This is a genomic window from Serratia sp. MYb239 (genome assembly GCF_002966855.1).
GTDB classification, from domain to species: domain Bacteria; phylum Pseudomonadota; class Gammaproteobacteria; order Enterobacterales; family Enterobacteriaceae; genus Serratia_B; species Serratia_B rhizosphaerae.
In genome coordinates this window covers 4786386-4804738 of record NZ_CP023268.1, presented here as the reverse complement: position 1 = coordinate 4804738, position 18353 = coordinate 4786386, and the positions used below count along the sequence as shown (strand labels likewise).

Below are 18353 nucleotides of genomic sequence, written 5' to 3'. Positions count from 1 at the left end.
ATCTTATCTATCGCCACGGGCTATCGTGGCGTGGAGGGAAACAATGAATATTCGTGATTTAGAGTACCTGGTCGCCTTGGCCGAGCACCGCCACTTCCGGCGCGCTGCCGATTCATGCCATGTCAGCCAGCCCACGCTGAGCGGCCAGATCCGCAAACTGGAAGATGAACTGGGCGTGATGCTGCTGGAACGCACCAGCCGTAAAGTGCTGTTTACTCAGGCAGGTCTGCTGCTGGTGGAACAGGCGCGAACCGTACTGCGTGAAGTCAAGGTGTTAAAGGAGATGGCCAGCCAGCAGGGGGAAACCATGTCCGGGCCGCTGCATATCGGTCTGATCCCGACGGTGGGGCCTTACCTGCTGCCGCAGATTATCCCGACGCTGCATAAGTCCTTCCCGAAGCTGGAAATGTATCTGCACGAAGCACAAACCCAGCAGCTGTTGGCCCAGCTCGACAGCGGCAAGCTGGATTGCGCGATTCTGGCGTTGGTCAAAGAGACCGAAGCCTTTATTGAAGTGCCGCTGTTTGACGAACCGATGAAGCTGGCGGTCTATTCCGATCATCCGTGGGCGCAGCGTGAGCGCGTCGCGATGCCGGATCTGTCAGGGGAAAAACTGCTGATGCTGGAAGACGGCCACTGCCTGCGCGATCAGGCGATGGGCTTTTGTTTCCAGGCCGGTGCGGATGAGGACACCCATTTCCGCGCTACCAGTCTGGAGACGCTGCGCAATATGGTGGCCGCTGGCAGCGGGATTACGCTGCTGCCTTCACTGGCGGTGCCGTCGGAACGCGAGCGTGACGGCGTGTGCTATCTGGATTGCTATAAACCGGAGCCGAAACGCACCATTGCGCTGGTATATCGCCCCGGCTCCCCGCTGCGCAGTCGTTATGAGCAGCTGGCCGAGGCGATTCGCGAGCATATGCAAAGTTACATCGGCTCGACGTTAAAACAAGCGGTTTAAGCCGTTGAGTGCCGCCACCCGGTAGGCTTCGGCCATGGTTGGATAGTTGAAGGTAGTATTAACGAAATACTCGATAGTATTACCTCCATTCTTCTGTTCCATGATCGCCTGACCGATGTGAATGATCTCGGCGGCACGCTCGCCAAAGCAGTGGATCCCCAGGATCTCCAGCGTATCGCGGTGGAACAGGATCTTCAGGCTGCCGACGTTCATGCCGGCAATCTGCGCCCGCGCCAGGTGTTTGAACTGGGCGCGGCCCACTTCATACGGCACTTTCATCGCCGTCAGTTCCTGCTCGGTTTTACCGACGGAGCTGATTTCCGGAATGGTGTAAATCCCGGTCGGGATATCGTCGATCAGGTGCCCGCCCACTTCACCGCTGGAGATCGCCTGCGCGGCGATGCGCCCTTGATCGTAAGCGGCAGAAGCCAGGCTCGGGTAGCCGATGACGTCGCCCACGGCATAGATATGCGGCACCGCGGTTTGGTACATGCTGTTGACTTTCAGCAGCCCGCGGCTGTCTGAATCCAGGCCGACATTCTCCAGCCCCAGCGAGTCGGTGTTACCGGTACGGCCGTTGGCGTACAGCAGGCAGTCCGCTTTCACTTTCTTGCCGGACTTCAGGTGTACGATAACCCCGTCATCCACCCCTTCGATTTTCTCGTACTCTTCGTTATGGCGGATCACTACGCCGTTGTTCCAGAAGTGGTAGGAGAGTGAATCCGACATTTCCTGATCGAGGAACGCCAGCAGACGATCGCGGGTGTTGATCAGATCGACCTTGACGTTCAGGCCGCGGAAGATCGAGGCGTATTCGCAGCCAATCACCCCGGCGCCATAAATAATGACGTGGCGCGGTTCGTGGTTCAGCTCAAGGATGGAATCGCTGTCGTAAATACGCGAGTGGTTAAAGTCGACGCCGGCCGGATGATAAGGGCGCGAGCCGCAGGCGATGACGATATGCGTCGCGCTGACCGTGTCCTGCGTGCCGTCCGGGTAAGTGACGCTGACGGTATTGGCGTCGATAAAGTGGGCGTCGCCGGCAAACAGTTTGCACTGGTTGCGCTCATAGAACCCCTGGCGCATACGCGTTTGCTGATTGATAACGTTGTCGGCGTGGCGGAGGATGTCAGGGAAAGTGGCGCTGAGCGTACGGGAATTATTGTAGAGCGGGTTTTGGTTGAATTCGATAATACGGCTGACGGCGTGGCGGAGGGCTTTTGAGGGGATGGTGCCCCAGTGGGTACAACCACCGCCGACGTTATTGAACCGCTCAATCACGGCCACACGGGCGCCTTGTTTCACCAACCCCATAGCGGCACCTTCGCCGCCAGGGCCCGAGCCAATAATTATGGCGTCAAATTGATAGTGCTGTTGCATGTAGGAGGGACCTATTCTTATACAAAATTACAACGGTATCTTAACATCATAGCGCTGCACACCCAATCACCATTAGGCTTTTTGAGGCAAAGTGCGACAGAGAGCGACTATCATCGCCGCTGGGCGCGTTTGTATAAATGCTGTTGCAATAAAATTTGCTATATTGCCACCCTTACGGCGTTAGACTGAGAGAATGGAAGTTATCTGGATATGCATATGGGCGTCAGAGCACAACAGAAAGAACGGACGCGTCGTTCCCTGATTGAGGCGGCTTTTAGCCAACTCAGCGCCGAACGCAGTTTCGCCAGCCTGAGCCTGCGGGAAGTTTCCCGCGAGGCAGGGATTGCGCCGACCTCGTTTTATCGTCATTTCCGCGATGTGGATGAGCTGGGGCTGACGATGGTCGATGAAAGCGGCCTGATGCTGCGCCAGCTGATGCGGCAGGCGCGTCAGCGCATCGCCAAGGGCGGCAGCGTGATCCGCACGTCGGTGTCCACCTTTATGGAATTTATCGGCAATAACCCTAATGCGTTTCGCCTGTTGCTGCGTGAACGTTCCGGCACCTCTGCGGCATTTCGCGCCGCGGTGGCGCGTGAAATCCAGCATTTTATTGCCGAACTGGCGGATTACCTCGAACTGGAAAACCATATGCCGCGCAGCTTTACCGAAGCGCAGGCCGAGGCAATGGTGACCATCGTGTTCAGCGCCGGCGCCGAAGCGCTGGATATTGATATTGAGCAGCGCTGCCAGCTGGAAGAGCGGCTGGTGCTGCAACTACGCATGATCTCTAAAGGCGCTTACTACTGGTATCGCCGCGAGCAAGAAAAAACGTCTGTGTCCCACGTATAAAAAAGAAGGTGAAAAGTAATGGAAAAACCAGGCCGTGAGAATGGCACCTTACTGCTGGCATTGGTTGCCGGCCTTTCTGTTAATGGTTCTTTTGCCGCACTGTTTAGTTCGGTCGTGCCGTTTTCGGTCTTCCCGCTGATTGCTTTGGTGCTGGCGGTGTACTGCCTGCATCAGCGTTATCTTAACCATGCGATGCCGGACGGTATGCCAAAGCTGGCGGCGGGCTGCTTTTTACTGGGGCTGCTGCTGTATAGCGCCATTGTGCGCGCGGAATATCCGCAGATCGGCTCCAACTTCCTGCCGTCGATTCTGTGCGTAGCGCTGGTGTTGTGGCTGGGCGTGAAGTTGAAGGCGCGCAAAGCGCTTAACGTTGAGAACGGCCCGCAGTCATAAGCGTGGCTGATGTCGGGCGCCGCTGAGCGCCCGACAATATAACGATCAGGCGCGTTTTTCCAACAGTACGCCGCACTCCATATGGTGGGTATACGGGAACTGATCGAACAGCGCCAGACGTGTAACCTGATGCGTTTCCTGTAGGGTCGCCAGATTGGCGCACAGCGTTTCCGGATTGCAGGAAATATACAGAATGCGCGGGTAGGCCTGCACCATCTTCACCGTCTCGTCATCCAGCCCGCTGCGCGGCGGATCGACAAAAATCGTCTCGCAGTTATAGTCACTTAATTCAATGCCCTGCAGACGGTTGAAGCTGCGCACGCCGTTCATTGCCTGAGTAAACTCTTCCGCCGACATCCGAATGATCTGCACGTTATCGATCTGATTGGCGGCGATATTGTATTGCGCCGCCGCAACCGAAGGCTTGGCGATCTCGGTGGCCAGTACGCGCTCGAAGTTGCGCGCCAGCGCCAGCGAGAAATTGCCGTTCCCGCAGTACAGCTCCAGCAGATCGCCTTTGGCGCCGGCGGTCACGTCCAGCGCCCACTCCAGCATTTGCACATTCATCGCCGCGTTGGGCTGGGTAAAGCTGTTTTCCACCTGGCGGTAGATCATGTCGCGGCCGGCGACCGGCAGCACTTCATCGACATAATCCTGATCCAGCATCATCTTCATTTTTGACGCACGGCCGATCAGGTGCAGGTCGAAGCCTTGCGCGCGCAGCGCGTCACGCAGTTGCTCCGCATGCTGCCGCCACTCTTCGTCCAGTTTGCGGTGATACAGCAGTGAGGCGATGATTTTGCCGCTTTGGGTGGAGAGATAATCAATCTGGAACAGCTTACGCCGCAGGATGGGTTCCGGTTTGATGGCGGCGATCAGCGCCTGCATCAGGCGGTTAATCAGCTCGCTGGCGGCCGGGAAACGATCGATGCGGATGCGCTGCTTGGTCTGCTGATCGAACATGATGTGGTACATCTCGTCTTCATCATGCCAGATGCGAAACTCGGCGCGCATGCGGTAGTGCTGGACTGGCGAGCGGTACACTTCCGGCTCGGGCGCCCCGAACGGCGACATCATGGTTTTCAGGCGGCTGGTTTTTTCCGCCAGCTGCTCGTCGTAGCGTTCAATCGGCAAATTCTCGGGGGTCATGGTCTTCTCGTCAGTCAAATTGGATCAGCGGGGATTGTAGGGAATTGGGCTGTGAAGTCCAGTTTTGTCCGCTGTCATGTTGTTGCCCAGATTGGCAGTCTAGACATCCATTTACATTGATCGTAGCATTGCCGTCCGGCCTCAAGCAGCGAGTTAAAAGGGAATCCGGTGAGAATCCGGAGCTGGCGCGCAGCGGTATGGGGAAGTCACGGCGATAGCGTATTCACGCAGACACTGTCCATCTGCAGGACGGGAAGTCATCGCCCGGTGTCGGCGGTTTTCTGCCACCGGCAAATCCCAAGCCCGAAGACCTGCCGGTATTACGTCGCAACTACCCTGAACGGCGCGAATCTCGGCCAGGGATCTGCGGCATCCGCCAATTAAGTTTGGATGCTTTTCTCATGATAACGATAAAAAATACGCTGCTGGCGGTGGCTTCCTCCGTCACGGCTTTTTCCGTCTGGGCGCAAGACAACGCAGCAATCAATAACAACGGCGAGAATCTGGTGGTGTCGGCCAACCGCTTCCCGCAACCTGTTTCTTCCGTATTGGCGCCGACCTCGGTGGTCACCCGCAATGATATCGATCGCTGGCAGGCCAAAAGCCTGACCGACGTGATGCGTCGTCTGCCGGGGGTAGATATCGCGCAGAACGGCGGTATGGGGCAGAACAGTTCACTGTTTATCCGCGGCACCAACTCCAGCCATGTACTGCTGCTGATCGACGGTATTCGCCTGAATCAGGCCGGCGTCAGCGGTTCTTCCGATCTGAGCCAAATTCCTCTCTCGCTGGTGCAGAAGGTGGAATATATTCGTGGCCCGCGTTCGGCGGTGTACGGTTCCGACGCTATCGGCGGCGTGGTCAACATTATCACCACCCGTGAAAAGAACGGCACCACGCTGTCTGCCGGCGTTGGCAGCAACGGCTATCAGGCCTATGACGCTGCGACTCAGCAGCCACTGGGGGAGAATACCGTCGCCACCCTGGCCGGCAACTATACCTATACCAAAGGGTATGACGTTGTCGCCTACGGCAGTACCGGGCTGCAAAGCCAACAGGACCGCGATGGCTTTATGAGCAAGTCGCTGTATGGCTCGGTTCAGCACCAGTTTAATGAACGGCTCAGCGGCTTCTTCCGTGGCTATGGTTATGACAACCGCACGGCGTATGACGGCTATTATTCACCCGGCGCGGCGCTGGTGGACACGCGTAAATTGTACAGCCAGACCTGGGACAGCGGTGTGCGCTATCAGCAGGGTATTTACGCCACCCAACTGGTAGGTAGTTACAGCCACAGCAAAGATTACAACTACGATCCGCGCCTTGGGCAATATGCAAGTTCAGCGCGGCTGGATGATGTTGAGCAATACAATCTGCAGTGGGGAAATACATGGCGGCTAGGGCAGGGGACGCTGAGCGCCGGCGCTGACTGGCAGAATCAAAAAATCAAACCGAACACCGCCTCGGTGACGGAAGAAAAAAGCCAGCGCAATACCGGACTGTACCTGACCGGCCAGCAGCTGCTTGGCCCGGTAACGCTGGAAGCGGCGGTACGCGGCGACGACAACAGCGAGTTTGGCTGGCATGGTACCTGGCAGACCAGTGCCGCGTGGGAATTTGTGGAAGGCTACCGGTTTATCGCCTCTTACGGCACCGCATTTAAAGCGCCGAATATGGGGCAGCTGTACAGCGACTTTTATGGCAACGGCTCCCTGAAGCCGGAAGAGAGTAAACAGTGGGAAGGCGGCTTTGAAGGGGTGAGCGGGCCGGTGAGCTGGCATGTATCTGCTTACCGTAATGACGTTGATAACCTGATTGACAGCGATCCGGTGACTTACCGTTATTACAACATCGGCAAGGCGAGAATTAAGGGCGTTGAGGCTACCGCATCGTTTGATACCGGTCCGTTAACCCATCAGTTGGGTTACGACTATGTGGATGCGCGCAATGCCAAAACCAATGAGTTGCTGCCGCGTCGCGCCAAACAGCAGGTAAAGTATGAGCTGGACTGGCAGATATACGATTTGGACTGGGCGGTGACCTATCATTACCTGGGACAACGTTACGATAAAGACTACAGCGGTTACCCGGCGCGCAGCGTGAAGCTCGGCGGCGTCAGCCTGTGGGATCTCGCGGTGTCGTATCCGGTCACATCACATCTGACAGTTCGTGGTAGAATTGCCAACCTGTTTGATAAAGATTATGAGACGGCATATGGCTACGCTACTCCAGGGAGAGAGTACTACCTCACCGGAAGCTATACCTTCTAATTCCATCGCTGCGCCGCGCCCGACGGTGCTGGTATTTGATTCCGGCGTCGGCGGGTTGTCGGTGTATCAGGAGGTTCGGCAGCTGTTGCCGGATCTCCACTATATATACGCTTTCGATAATGTGGCCTTTCCTTATGGTGAGAAGTCCGAGGAATTTATCGTTGAACGCGTGCTGGAGATTGTCGGCGCAGTACAGCAGCGACACCCTCTGGCGATTGTGATTATTGCCTGTAACACCGCCAGTACCGTTTCCTTACCCGCTTTACGTGAACGCTTCGAGTTTCCGGTGGTGGGCGTTGTTCCCGCTATCAAGCCCGCCGCCCGTTTGACGGTTAATGGCAGCGTCGGGCTGCTGGCAACGCGCGGCACCGTGCAGCGCGCCTATACCCGTGAATTGATCGCCCGCTTTGCCACCGACTGCCAAATTGAGTTGCTGGGCTCATCCGAGCTGGTAGAGCTGGCGGAGGCGAAACTGCATGGCGAAGAGGTGCCGCTGCCGGTGCTGAAGAAAATTCTGCAGCCTTGGCTGAGCATGCGCGAACCGCCGGACACGGTCGTGTTGGGCTGCACCCACTTCCCGCTATTAGCGGATGAGTTGATGCAGGTGCTGCCGGAAGGGACGCGGCTGGTGGATTCCGGTGCGGCGATTGCCCGTCGTACCGCCTGGTTGATCTCAACGCAGGAAAATTTGGTATCGACGCAGGATGACAATCTTGCCTACTGTCTGGCGTTAAATGAAGATACTGATGCTTTATTGCCCGTTTTACAGGGTTACGGCCTCAAATCGCTGAAAAAACTGCCGCTTTAACGCCATTTTGATTAAATGTTCAACGGTTGAAAAGTTTTTTGAAATTAGGGGTTGCGGCGTTCTGAGAACTCCCTATAATGCGCCTCCACTGACCGGGAACAACGACTGACAAGCCGCCGGGTCAGCGAGAAGAAAGCGAAATAAACGCTTGACTCTCCGGGCGAAAAGCGTAGTATACGCAGCCCGCGCCAATGAGAATTATCTCCGGCGATGCTCTTTAACAATTTATCAGACAATCTGTGTGGGCACTCACAAGACGATATCCAGCATCCTCGGATGCAAAAAAATATCAAGTCTTGAAGAGTGACTAACTGAAGTAAAATTCATGCAGTAAATCTTTGAGCAACAGCTATTAACTTAGCGAATCAAGCTTTTAATTGAAGAGTTTGATCATGGCTCAGATTGAACGCTGGCGGCAGGCCTAACACATGCAAGTCGAGCGGCAGCGGAAAGTAGCTTGCTACTTTGCCGGCGAGCGGCGGACGGGTGAGTAATGTCTGGGAAACTGCCCGATGGAGGGGGATAACCACTGGAAACGGTGGCTAATACCGCATAATGTCTTCGGACCAAAGTGGGGGACCTTCGGGCCTCACACCATCGGATGTGCCCAGATGGGATTAGCTAGTAGGTGGGGTAATGGCTCACCTAGGCGACGATCCCTAGCTGGTCTGAGAGGATGACCAGCCACACTGGAACTGAGACACGGTCCAGACTCCTACGGGAGGCAGCAGTGGGGAATATTGCACAATGGGCGCAAGCCTGATGCAGCCATGCCGCGTGTGTGAAGAAGGCCTTCGGGTTGTAAAGCACTTTCAGCGAGGAGGAAGGGTAGTGTCTTAATACGGCATTACATTGACGTTACTCGCAGAAGAAGCACCGGCTAACTCCGTGCCAGCAGCCGCGGTAATACGGAGGGTGCAAGCGTTAATCGGAATTACTGGGCGTAAAGCGCACGCAGGCGGTTTGTTAAGTCAGATGTGAAATCCCCGAGCTTAACTTGGGAACTGCATTTGAAACTGGCAGACTAGAGTCTCGTAGAGGGGGGTAGAATTCCAGGTGTAGCGGTGAAATGCGTAGAGATCTGGAGGAATACCGGTGGCGAAGGCGGCCCCCTGGACGAAGACTGACGCTCAGGTGCGAAAGCGTGGGGAGCAAACAGGATTAGATACCCTGGTAGTCCACGCCGTAAACGATGTCGATTTGGAGGTTGTGCCCTTGAGGCGTGGCTTCCGGAGCTAACGCGTTAAATCGACCGCCTGGGGAGTACGGCCGCAAGGTTAAAACTCAAATGAATTGACGGGGGCCCGCACAAGCGGTGGAGCATGTGGTTTAATTCGATGCAACGCGAAGAACCTTACCTACTCTTGACATCCAGAGAACTTAGCAGAGATGCTTTGGTGCCTTCGGGAACTCTGAGACAGGTGCTGCATGGCTGTCGTCAGCTCGTGTTGTGAAATGTTGGGTTAAGTCCCGCAACGAGCGCAACCCTTATCCTTTGTTGCCAGCGGTTCGGCCGGGAACTCAAAGGAGACTGCCAGTGATAAACTGGAGGAAGGTGGGGATGACGTCAAGTCATCATGGCCCTTACGAGTAGGGCTACACACGTGCTACAATGGCGTATACAAAGAGAAGCGAACCTGCGAAGGCAAGCGGACCTCATAAAGTACGTCGTAGTCCGGATTGGAGTCTGCAACTCGACTCCATGAAGTCGGAATCGCTAGTAATCGTAGATCAGAATGCTACGGTGAATACGTTCCCGGGCCTTGTACACACCGCCCGTCACACCATGGGAGTGGGTTGCAAAAGAAGTAGGTAGCTTAACCTTCGGGAGGGCGCTTACCACTTTGTGATTCATGACTGGGGTGAAGTCGTAACAAGGTAACCGTAGGGGAACCTGCGGTTGGATCACCTCCTTACCTAAAGATATCCTGACTGTGCAGTGTCCACACAGATTGTCTGATGAAAAAGTAACGAGCAGAAATACCTTTATAGGCTTGTAGCTCAGGTGGTTAGAGCGCACCCCTGATAAGGGTGAGGTCGGTGGTTCAAGTCCACTCAGGCCTACCAAATTCTTCCTTATGCTGCGTTATGCTCTCGGTCGTTTACCAAAGTAAACTTCCCGGTCGCATGCCTTGCCTAAGAAAGAATTAACTCTTTACGAGTTGGTAATAACAAAGGTATTGCACGCGATTATATGGGGCTATAGCTCAGCTGGGAGAGCGCCTGCCTTGCACGCAGGAGGTCAGCGGTTCGATCCCGCTTAGCTCCACCATATAAGTCCGAAAATCAATACTTCAGAGTATATTGGCAACAGTATGCTGCGAAGTATTTTGCTCTTTAACAATCTGGAACAAGCTGAAAATTGAAACATGGCAGCTGAAACTTGTCCCCCGTAGAAGTTTGGGATGAGGAGTAACCTGTCATAGAGTCTCTCAAATGTAGCAACGCGACGATGTCGAAAGACACCTTCGGGTTGTGAGGTTAAGTGACTAAGCGTACACGGTGGATGCCTAGGCAGTCAGAGGCGATGAAGGGCGTGCTAATCTGCGAAAAGCGTCGGTAAGGTGATATGAACCGTTATAACCGACGATACCCGAATGGGGAAACCCAGTGTGTTTCGACACACTATCATGTCATGAATACATAGTGGCATGAGGCGAACCGGGGGAACTGAAACATCTAAGTACCCCGAGGAAAAGAAATCAACCGAGATTCCCCCAGTAGCGGCGAGCGAACGGGGAAGAGCCCAGAACCTGAATCGGCTTGTGTGTCAGTGGAAGCGTCTGGAAAGTCGCACAGTAAAGGGTGATAGTCCCGTACACGAAGATGCACAGGTCGTGAGTTCGATGAGTAGGGCGGGACACGTGTTATCCTGTCTGAATATGGGGGGACCATCCTCCAAGGCTAAATACTCCTGACTGACCGATAGTGAACCAGTACCGTGAGGGAAAGGCGAAAAGAACCCCGGCGAGGGGAGTGAAATAGAACCTGAAACCGTGTACGTACAAGCAGTGGGAGCACCTTCGTGGTGTGACTGCGTACCTTTTGTATAATGGGTCAGCGACTTATATTTTGTAGCAAGGTTAACCGAATAGGGGAGCCGTAGGGAAACCGAGTCTTAACTGGGCGTCTAGTTGCAAGGTATAGACCCGAAACCCGGTGATCTAGCCATGGGCAGGTTGAAGGTTGGGTAACACTAACTGGAGGACCGAACCGACTAATGTTGAAAAATTAGCGGATGACTTGTGGCTGGGGGTGAAAGGCCAATCAAACCGGGAGATAGCTGGTTCTCCCCGAAAGCTATTTAGGTAGCGCCTCGTGAACTCATCTTCGGGGGTAGAGCACTGTTTCGGCTAGGGGGCCATCCCGGCTTACCAAACCGATGCAAACTCCGAATACCGAAGAATGTTATCACGGGAGACACACGGCGGGTGCTAACGTCCGTCGTGAAGAGGGAAACAACCCAGACCGCCAGCTAAGGTCCCAAAGTCATGGTTAAGTGGGAAACGATGTGGGAAGGCACAGACAGCCAGGATGTTGGCTTAGAAGCAGCCATCATTTAAAGAAAGCGTAATAGCTCACTGGTCGAGTCGGCCTGCGCGGAAGATGTAACGGGGCTAAACCATGCACCGAAGCTGCGGCAGCGACGCTTATGCGTTGTTGGGTAGGGGAGCGTTCTGTAAGCCGTTGAAGGTGTGCTGCGAGGCATGCTGGAGGTATCAGAAGTGCGAATGCTGACATAAGTAACGATAATGCGGGTGAAAAACCCGCACGCCGGAAGACCAAGGGTTCCTGTCCAACGTTAATCGGGGCAGGGTGAGTCGACCCCTAAGGCGAGGCTGAAAAGCGTAGTCGATGGGAAACAGGTTAATATTCCTGTACTTGGTGTTACTGCGAAGGGGGGACGGAGAAGGCTAGGCTAGCCGAGCGACGGTTGTCTCGGTTTAAGCGTGTAGGGGGAGTGACCTGGTAAATCCGGTTGCTTATTAACCCTGAGGCGTGATGACGATGCACTACGGTGCAGAAGTAGTTGATGCCAAGCTTCCAGGAAAAGCCTCTAAGCTCCAGGTAACACGAAATCGTACCCCAAACCGACACAGGTGGTCAGGTAGAGAATACCCAGGCGCTTGAGAGAACTCGGGTGAAGGAACTAGGCAAAATGGTGCCGTAACTTCGGGAGAAGGCACGCTGGCGCGTAGGTGAAGTCCCTTGCGGATGGAGCTGAAGCCAGTCGCAGATACCAGCTGGCTGCAACTGTTTAATAAAAACACAGCACTGTGCAAACACGAAAGTGGACGTATACGGTGTGACGCCTGCCCGGTGCCGGAAGGTTAATTGATGGGGTTATGGGTAACCAGAAGCTCTTGATCGAAGCCCCGGTAAACGGCGGCCGTAACTATAACGGTCCTAAGGTAGCGAAATTCCTTGTCGGGTAAGTTCCGACCTGCACGAATGGCGTAATGATGGCCAGGCTGTCTCCACCCGAGACTCAGTGAAATTGAACTCGCTGTGAAGATGCAGTGTACCCGCGGCAAGACGGAAAGACCCCGTGAACCTTTACTATAGCTTGACACTGAACATTGAGCCTTGATGTGTAGGATAGGTGGGAGGCTTTGAAGTGTGGACGCCAGTCTGCATGGAGCCAACCTTGAAATACCACCCTTTAATGTTTGATGTTCTAACTCGGCCCCCTAATCGGGGGTGAGGACAGTGTCTGGTGGGTAGTTTGACTGGGGCGGTCTCCTCCCAAAGAGTAACGGAGGAGCACGAAGGTTAGCTAATCACGGTCGGACATCGTGAGGTTAGTGCAAAGGCATAAGCTAGCTTGACTGCGAGAGTGACGGCTCGAGCAGGTGCGAAAGCAGGTCTTAGTGATCCGGTGGTTCTGAATGGAAGGGCCATCGCTCAACGGATAAAAGGTACTCCGGGGATAACAGGCTGATACCGCCCAAGAGTTCATATCGACGGCGGTGTTTGGCACCTCGATGTCGGCTCATCACATCCTGGGGCTGAAGTAGGTCCCAAGGGTATGGCTGTTCGCCATTTAAAGTGGTACGCGAGCTGGGTTTAGAACGTCGTGAGACAGTTCGGTCCCTATCTGCCGTGGGCGTTGGAAGATTGAGAGGGGTTGCTCCTAGTACGAGAGGACCGGAGTGAACGCACCACTGGTGTTCGGGTTGTCATGCCAATGGCATTGCCCGGTAGCTAAGTGCGGAAAAGATAAGCGCTGAAAGCATCTAAGCGCGAAACTTGCCTCAAGATGAGTCTTCCCTGGGCCTTTAAGGCCCCTGAAGGAACGTTTAAGACTAAGACGTTGATAGGCTGGGTGTGTAAGTGCAGCGATGCATTGAGCTAACCAGTACTAATGAACCGTGAGGCTTAACCTTACAACACCGAAGGTGTTTTAGAGACGCGATTTGATTTTCAGTGAAGTTCCGAGATTGGATTGACTGGCGGCGTGGAAACGTTGCGGGTTGATTGAAACAGAATTTGCCTGGCGGCAATAGCGCGGTGGTCCCACCTGACCCCATGCCGAACTCAGAAGTGAAACGCCGTAGCGCCGATGGTAGTGTGGGGTCTCCCCATGCGAGAGTAGGACACTGCCAGGCATCAAATAAACGTTATCAGAGTGACGCCTGATAATTGCAAGGCTCAGAAGAAGCCTTGCTGCTTTGAAAAAAGCAACGTAACAGAATCGGTGGAGCGGTAGTTCAGTTGGTTAGAATACCTGCCTGTCACGCAGGGGGTCGCGGGTTCGAGCCCCGTCCGTTCCGCCACTTATTTAGATTATGCCTGCTGACAAGCGGGCATAATGGTAAGCACGATTTAGGGGCGTAGCTCAGTTGGTAGAGCACCGGTCTCCAAAACCGGGTGTCGCGAGTTCGAGTCTCTCCGCCCCTGCCATATTAAAAACCCTTTGCGCAAGCGAAGGGTTTTTTGCTTTTTACTCCCGCCATTTTTCCTTCACGTTAACTCTTTTTGCGATGATGATGCGCCTATAAATTGGCGAGTGGCTTTATTGCCGCTTAAAAGGCCATAGAGGCCTTTTTGATTGATGCAGACTTACCCCTACCATTGAAAAATTAAAACGGCTGTGGCGCCTCATGCTGCGGTATTTAAAGGTATTTTTAGCAGTTGACGGATAAGCGGCTGTTGATCGCTGTTTTGCAGCCAAACAGCATATAGCGGGCGCGTAATACTTGGCGCTTCTGCGTTGGCGATCAAGTTCGGATACTCCTTTTCCCATTGGCTTGGCAAAAAGGCGCAGCCGCCGGTGGTTTCCAGCAGCTGGCGCGTCAGATGCGCAGATGTGGTAGTCAGAACCGGTACGGTCTCCGCGTCCAACATTCGGCTTTCCTGCTGATGGAAATCCGCACCCCATTCCAGTTTGATATAGGGCATTGGCGCCTGTCGATCGCGTAGCGATGAGGAAAAGAGTCGTAACGAAAAGTTGCCCAGTAGCTGGCTGGTTAATTCATCCATTTTGGGCGGCTCGGTGGTAATCAGTAAATCGAGCTGTCTTTCGTGCAGCTGTTTTACCAACGAATGCCGTAATGCGATGCGTGCTTCCAGCTGTAATGTCTCACGCTGTTGGTAAAGCGACTGCAGCCACGGAGTCAGATAGGCTTCCCATAATGATGCGCTAGCGCCGATCGACAGTTCGCTATGCTGAGGCGACCGTACAACTTCTTTTTTGGCCAGCTGCCAGGTGTTCATCAGGCTTTCTGCGTAGGGCAGCAGACGTTCTCCGGCCGGCGTCAGACGAATATTATTGCGGTGGCGGGTGAATAAATTCGCACCTAATTGATTTTCCAACTGACGAATACGAAAGCTGACTGCCGACTGCGTTAAATACAGAGATTCTGCGGCTCGGCCAAAGTGACGCGTTCTACTGACCTCCAAAAAGGTTTTCAGTAATTCGGTATCCACGCCTTTCTCCAAAATTTTTTTGTCGTTAAGATTTAAATGTTTTGTTTTACACGCTGTCAAGCCTATCTAATACTCCGCGCCATAAACAGCACGGCCATAAGAGAATTAGGAGCGTGTCAGATGGCGGATAGTTTCACCACGACTAATCGTTTTTTTGATAATAAACACTACCCTCGCGGGTTCTCCCGTCACGGCGATTTCACCATTAAAGAAGCGCAATTGCTAGAGCGTTTCGGCTATGCGTTCAATGAGTTGGATGCAGGGAAACGCCAGCCAGCCACTGAAGAAGAACAGCTGTTCGTCGCAGTGTGCCGCGGTGAACGCGAGCCGGTTACCGAGCAGGAAAAAGTATGGACCAAGTATCTGGCACGCACGCGTCGCCCGAAAAAATTCCATACTCTGTCCGGCGGTAAGCCACAGGCTGATGCGGTGGAAGATTACACCGACAGCGATGATTAAAAAGAATGGGGCTTCGGCCCCATTTTTTTATTCCAGGCTGCGATGTAGCTGGATCAGCAGACGCTCCATCCTCCGGTAGCCTAACGCTTCGCTGAGATGGTGACGGGCGATATGTTTTTCTCCCGCTAAATCGGCCAGCGTGCGTGCGACCTTCAGAATGCGGTGCCAGGCACGCACGGATAGCCCCAGCTTAAGCAGCGTCGTTTCCAGGTAGTGCGCGTCTGCATCACTCAGTGAGCAATCGCGATCCACCTCGGGCTTATCGAGAATGGCGTTAATCTTGCCGGCACGCTGTAATTGCCGCTCCCGCGCCGCCATGACCCGCTGGCGCACCTGCTGGCTGCTTTCCCCTATCTGTTGTTGTTTACTCAGCGTGCCGGGTGGCAGTAAGGGGACTTCGATCGATAAGTCGAACCGGTCGAGGAACGGCCCGGAAAGTCGCCCCAGGTAGCGCAGTATCTGCTGCGGCGGGGTACGGTTATGCATGCCCTGATAGTGGCCTGTCGGGCTGGGATTCATGGCGGCTATCAGCTGAATTCGCGCCGGAAAGCAGACTTTGGCGCTGGCGCGCGAGATGACAATTTCTCCCGACTCCAAAGGTTCGCGCAGGGCGTCCAGCGTGCGCCGTTCAAACTCTGGCAGCTCGTCAAGGAACAGCACGCCGTTGTGCGCCATGGATATTTCCCCTGGGCGCGGCAGAGAACCGCCGCCGACCAGCGCAGCCATGGATGCGCTGTGATGCGGTGCCCTGAATGGCCGCTGGCGCCACGGCAGCTTGCCGGCAGACTGATGCTGCAGACTGGCCACCGCAACGCTCTCCAGCGCTTCCTGGTCGGTTAACGGCGGTAATAACCCCGGCAGGCGGCTTGCCAGCATGGTTTTGCCGGTGCCTGGCGGGCCGAGCAGCAGCAGGTTATGCCCGCCGGCGGCGGCGATCTCCAGCGCCCGCTTGGCCTGTTCCTGGCCAATAATATCCTGCAGGTCGCCCTGGCAGGCGTTGAACAGAGCGGCAGGTGGCTCGGCAAGCGCCAGCTCGCCTTGGCCCTGCAGAAAGGCGCAGACGGCTAGCAGGTGTGCCGCAACGCGTGTTCCCTCATCCGGTAGCAGGCCAACTTCGCCCTCGTTTTCCTCGGGCAATATAAGCCCTCTGCCGTCTTGCTGCGCAGCAATCGCCGCAGGAATGGCGCCGCTGACGGCGCGCAGTGCGCCAGACAGCGCCAACTCGCCGAGAAATTCGTGTTTTGCCAACCGATCGGTTGGGATCTGTTCTGAAGCGGCAAGGATCGCCAGGGCGATTGGCAGATCGTAGCGCCCGCCTTCCTTGGGCAAGTCCGCCGGCGCCAGATTGACGGTAATGCGTTTTGCAGGAAAGGTAAAACCGTTGTTGAGCAACGCGCTGCGTACCCGATCTCTTGCTTCCTTGACCGTGGTTTCCGGCAGGCCGACCAACGTTAATCCGGGCAATCCGTTGCTGATATGAACTTCAACCGTCACCGACGGTGCCTGAACGCCCAGCGTAGCCCGAGTAAAAATAACCGCCAATGACATAGAGCCTCCTTACTCAGGCTGGCAGCATGCGCTTCCCTGGCCGCGAATGCAGGGCATGATTGGTGAAATTGCGTCGTTAATTCAGATTAATGTTAATTATTTCATTGAGATACATGGTTTTTGCGAGTTGTGTGGCAATACTGGTTAACAATTCCATGAATGATGCAACAAATTAGCAGGCTAACCAAGTTGCAACCAGAGAGTTAATGGGTGTATTTAACAATTGATTAAAATAAAAAACACTTAATCAACACAATCCCCGACCGTCACCCGCTCCGCGGCGACTGCCGTTGAATCCCATTCACTTTGTACTCTATGGTAGGAATAACGTTATGTTTGGTTGGACGTCGTTGCAACGCAATGCAGCCATCGCCAGCTTTGCCAGCTGGACGCTAGATGCTTTTGATTTCTTTGTTCTGGTTTTTCTGCTCAGCGATATTGCCGAGGCTTTCCACGTCGGTATGGAAGAGGTCACGCTGGCGATTCTGCTGACGCTGGCCGTACGGCCGATCGGTGCGCTGCTGTTTGGCCGAGCGGCGGAAAAATATGGGCGCAAGCCAATCCTGATGCTGAACATTGTGTTCTTCTCCGTGTTTGAGCTGCTGTCTGCCGCCGCGCCTTCGCTGACCATCTTCCTGCTGCTGCGCGTGCTGTACGGCGTTGCCATGGGCGGCATCTGGGGCGTTGCCTCCTCGCTGGCGATGGAAAGCATTCCTGACCGTTCACGCGGCCTGATGTCCGGTATTTTTCAGGCGGGTTACCCGTTCGGTTATTTGCTGGCGGCGGTGGTGTACGGCACGTTGTTCGAGCTGCTGGGCTGGCGCGGTATGTTTGTGATCGGCGCGGCGCCGATCTTGCTGCTGCCGTTTATTTACTATTGCGTGCAGGAGTCGCCGGTGTGGCTGGCAGCGCGTCAGCGCAAAGAAAGCACCGCGCTGCTGCCGGTGCTGAAGCAGCATTGGAAACTGTGTATTTATCTGGTCGCGCTGATGGCGGCGTTTAATTTCTTCTCTCACGGCACGCAGGATATGTACCCGGCGTTCTTGAAAGTTCAGCACGGTTTCGATCCAAAAACCGTCAGTATCATCGCGATTAGCTACAATATCGCCTCAATTATCGGCGGCGTATTTTTTGGCGTGCTGTCGGAAAAGATCGGCCGTAAAAAAGCCATTGTCATCGCTGCATTGCTGGCATTGCCGGTGATCCCGCTGTGGGCGTTTGCCAGTGGTTCGCTGATGTTAGGCATCGGCGCGTTTCTGATGCAGTTTATGGTGCAGGGTGCCTGGGGCGTGGTGCCGACTTACCTGAATGAGCTGGTGCCTGCCAACACGCGTGCGGTACTGCCGGGGTTTGTTTATCAACTGGGTAATTTGATTGCCTCGGTGAATGCGACGCTGCAGGCGAGCATCGCGGAAAGCCATGGCCATAACTACGGTTTAGCGATGGCGATCATCGCCGGTACGGTGGCCATCGTGATTACTCTGCTGGTGATGTTTGGTAAAGACACGCGCGGCAAGGCGTTGTCCGGCGCGGCCGAATCGCCGCCTGTACATGTTAACGTTTGAAAATACAGCACTTTGTTCGAGGTATGACCAGATTGCGTAGA

At 54.8% G+C, this 18353-nt stretch carries 11 protein-coding genes, 4 tRNA genes, 3 rRNA genes and 1 riboswitch; of the genes, 14 read left to right on the top strand and 4 right to left on the bottom strand.

Going from position 1 to position 18353, the window contains the following annotated elements; translation table 11 throughout:
• Positions 1–43 precede the first annotated feature (43 nt).
• Positions 44–961, top strand: coding sequence for a DNA-binding transcriptional regulator OxyR (oxyR, locus tag CLM71_RS22975; protein WP_105233035.1), 918 nt, complete (start codon positions 44–46; stop codon positions 959–961).
• Here the strand turns inward: oxyR and sthA are convergent.
• Positions 944–2341 (bottom strand): Si-specific NAD(P)(+) transhydrogenase, encoded by a 1398-nt coding sequence (sthA, locus tag CLM71_RS22970; RefSeq protein ID WP_105233034.1) that lies wholly within the window; start codon positions 2339–2341, stop codon positions 944–946. The genes oxyR and sthA overlap by 18 nt on opposite strands.
• A 216-nt stretch (positions 2342–2557) precedes the next feature.
• Between sthA and fabR the strand changes: the two genes are divergently transcribed.
• Together fabR and CLM71_RS22960 are read left to right on the top strand one after the other, a co-directional pair.
• Positions 2558–3190, top strand: a complete 633-nt coding sequence (gene fabR, locus CLM71_RS22965; RefSeq protein ID WP_015962297.1) for an HTH-type transcriptional repressor FabR — start codon at positions 2558–2560, stop codon at positions 3188–3190.
• Between the two features lie 18 nt (positions 3191–3208).
• Entirely contained in the window at positions 3209–3583 is a 375-nt protein-coding gene (locus CLM71_RS22960; protein WP_105233033.1) for a YijD family membrane protein, read from the top strand.
• Positions 3584–3628: 45 nt separating this feature from the next.
• Here CLM71_RS22960 and trmA read toward each other — a convergent pair whose 3' ends face one another.
• Positions 3629–4732, bottom strand: a complete 1104-nt coding sequence (trmA, locus tag CLM71_RS22955; RefSeq protein WP_105233032.1) for a tRNA (uridine(54)-C5)-methyltransferase TrmA — start codon at positions 4730–4732, stop codon at positions 3629–3631.
• A gap of 119 nt (positions 4733–4851) precedes the next feature.
• Positions 4852–5066, top strand: a riboswitch (cobalamin riboswitch).
• Positions 5067–5133: 67 nt separating this feature from the next.
• Here trmA and btuB point away from each other — a divergent pair.
• The 9 genes from btuB (at position 5134) to CLM71_RS22910 (ending at position 13714) form a co-directional block, all read left to right on the top strand.
• Positions 5134–7002, top strand: coding sequence for a TonB-dependent vitamin B12 receptor BtuB (btuB, locus tag CLM71_RS22950; protein ID WP_105233031.1), 1869 nt, complete (start codon positions 5134–5136; stop codon positions 7000–7002).
• Positions 6947–7810, top strand: a complete 864-nt coding sequence (gene murI / locus CLM71_RS22945) for a glutamate racemase (protein ID WP_105233030.1) — start codon at positions 6947–6949, stop codon at positions 7808–7810. The genes btuB and murI overlap by 56 nt, the downstream gene beginning before the upstream one ends.
• Positions 7811–8184: 374 nt before the next feature.
• Positions 8185–9726 (top strand): 16S ribosomal RNA (locus CLM71_RS22940).
• A gap of 74 nt (positions 9727–9800) precedes the next feature.
• A tRNA-Ile gene (locus CLM71_RS22935) sits at positions 9801–9877 on the top strand.
• Between the two features lie 129 nt (positions 9878–10006).
• Positions 10007–10082 (top strand) — tRNA-Ala (locus CLM71_RS22930).
• Positions 10083–10289: 207 nt separating this feature from the next.
• A 23S ribosomal RNA gene (locus CLM71_RS22925) occupies positions 10290–13197 on the top strand.
• A gap of 106 nt (positions 13198–13303) precedes the next feature.
• Positions 13304–13419: ribosomal RNA gene (rrf, locus tag CLM71_RS22920) — 5S ribosomal RNA — on the top strand.
• The 16S, 23S and 5S rRNA genes sit together here with 4 tRNA genes alongside, the layout of an rRNA operon.
• 91 nt (positions 13420–13510) lie before the next feature.
• A tRNA-Asp gene (locus CLM71_RS22915) sits at positions 13511–13587 on the top strand.
• A 51-nt stretch (positions 13588–13638) separates the two neighbouring features.
• Positions 13639–13714 (top strand) — tRNA-Trp (locus CLM71_RS22910).
• Between the two features lie 198 nt (positions 13715–13912).
• Here CLM71_RS22910 and hdfR read toward each other — a convergent pair.
• Complete coding sequence (gene hdfR / locus CLM71_RS22905; protein ID WP_105233029.1) at positions 13913–14740, bottom strand: HTH-type transcriptional regulator HdfR; 828 nt, start codon at positions 14738–14740, stop codon at positions 13913–13915.
• Between the two features lie 120 nt (positions 14741–14860).
• On the opposite strand from hdfR, the gene CLM71_RS22900 reads away from it, so the two are divergent.
• Positions 14861–15199 carry a DUF413 domain-containing protein gene (locus CLM71_RS22900; RefSeq protein WP_105233028.1) on the top strand — a complete coding sequence of 113 codons (339 nt, stop codon included), beginning with the start codon at positions 14861–14863 and terminating at the stop codon, positions 15197–15199.
• Between the two features lie 27 nt (positions 15200–15226).
• Here CLM71_RS22900 and CLM71_RS22895 read toward each other — a convergent pair whose 3' ends face one another.
• The gene (locus CLM71_RS22895) at positions 15227–16747 is read right to left on the bottom strand and encodes a YifB family Mg chelatase-like AAA ATPase (RefSeq protein ID WP_105233027.1); all 1521 of its coding nucleotides are present in this window, start codon (positions 16745–16747) and stop codon (positions 15227–15229) included.
• A 332-nt stretch (positions 16748–17079) separates the two neighbouring features.
• On the opposite strand from CLM71_RS22895, the gene CLM71_RS22890 reads away from it, so the two are divergent.
• Entirely contained in the window at positions 17080–18312 is a 1233-nt protein-coding gene (locus tag CLM71_RS22890; RefSeq protein ID WP_105233026.1) for an MFS transporter, read from the top strand.
• The last annotated feature ends 41 nt before the right edge of the window (positions 18313–18353 follow it).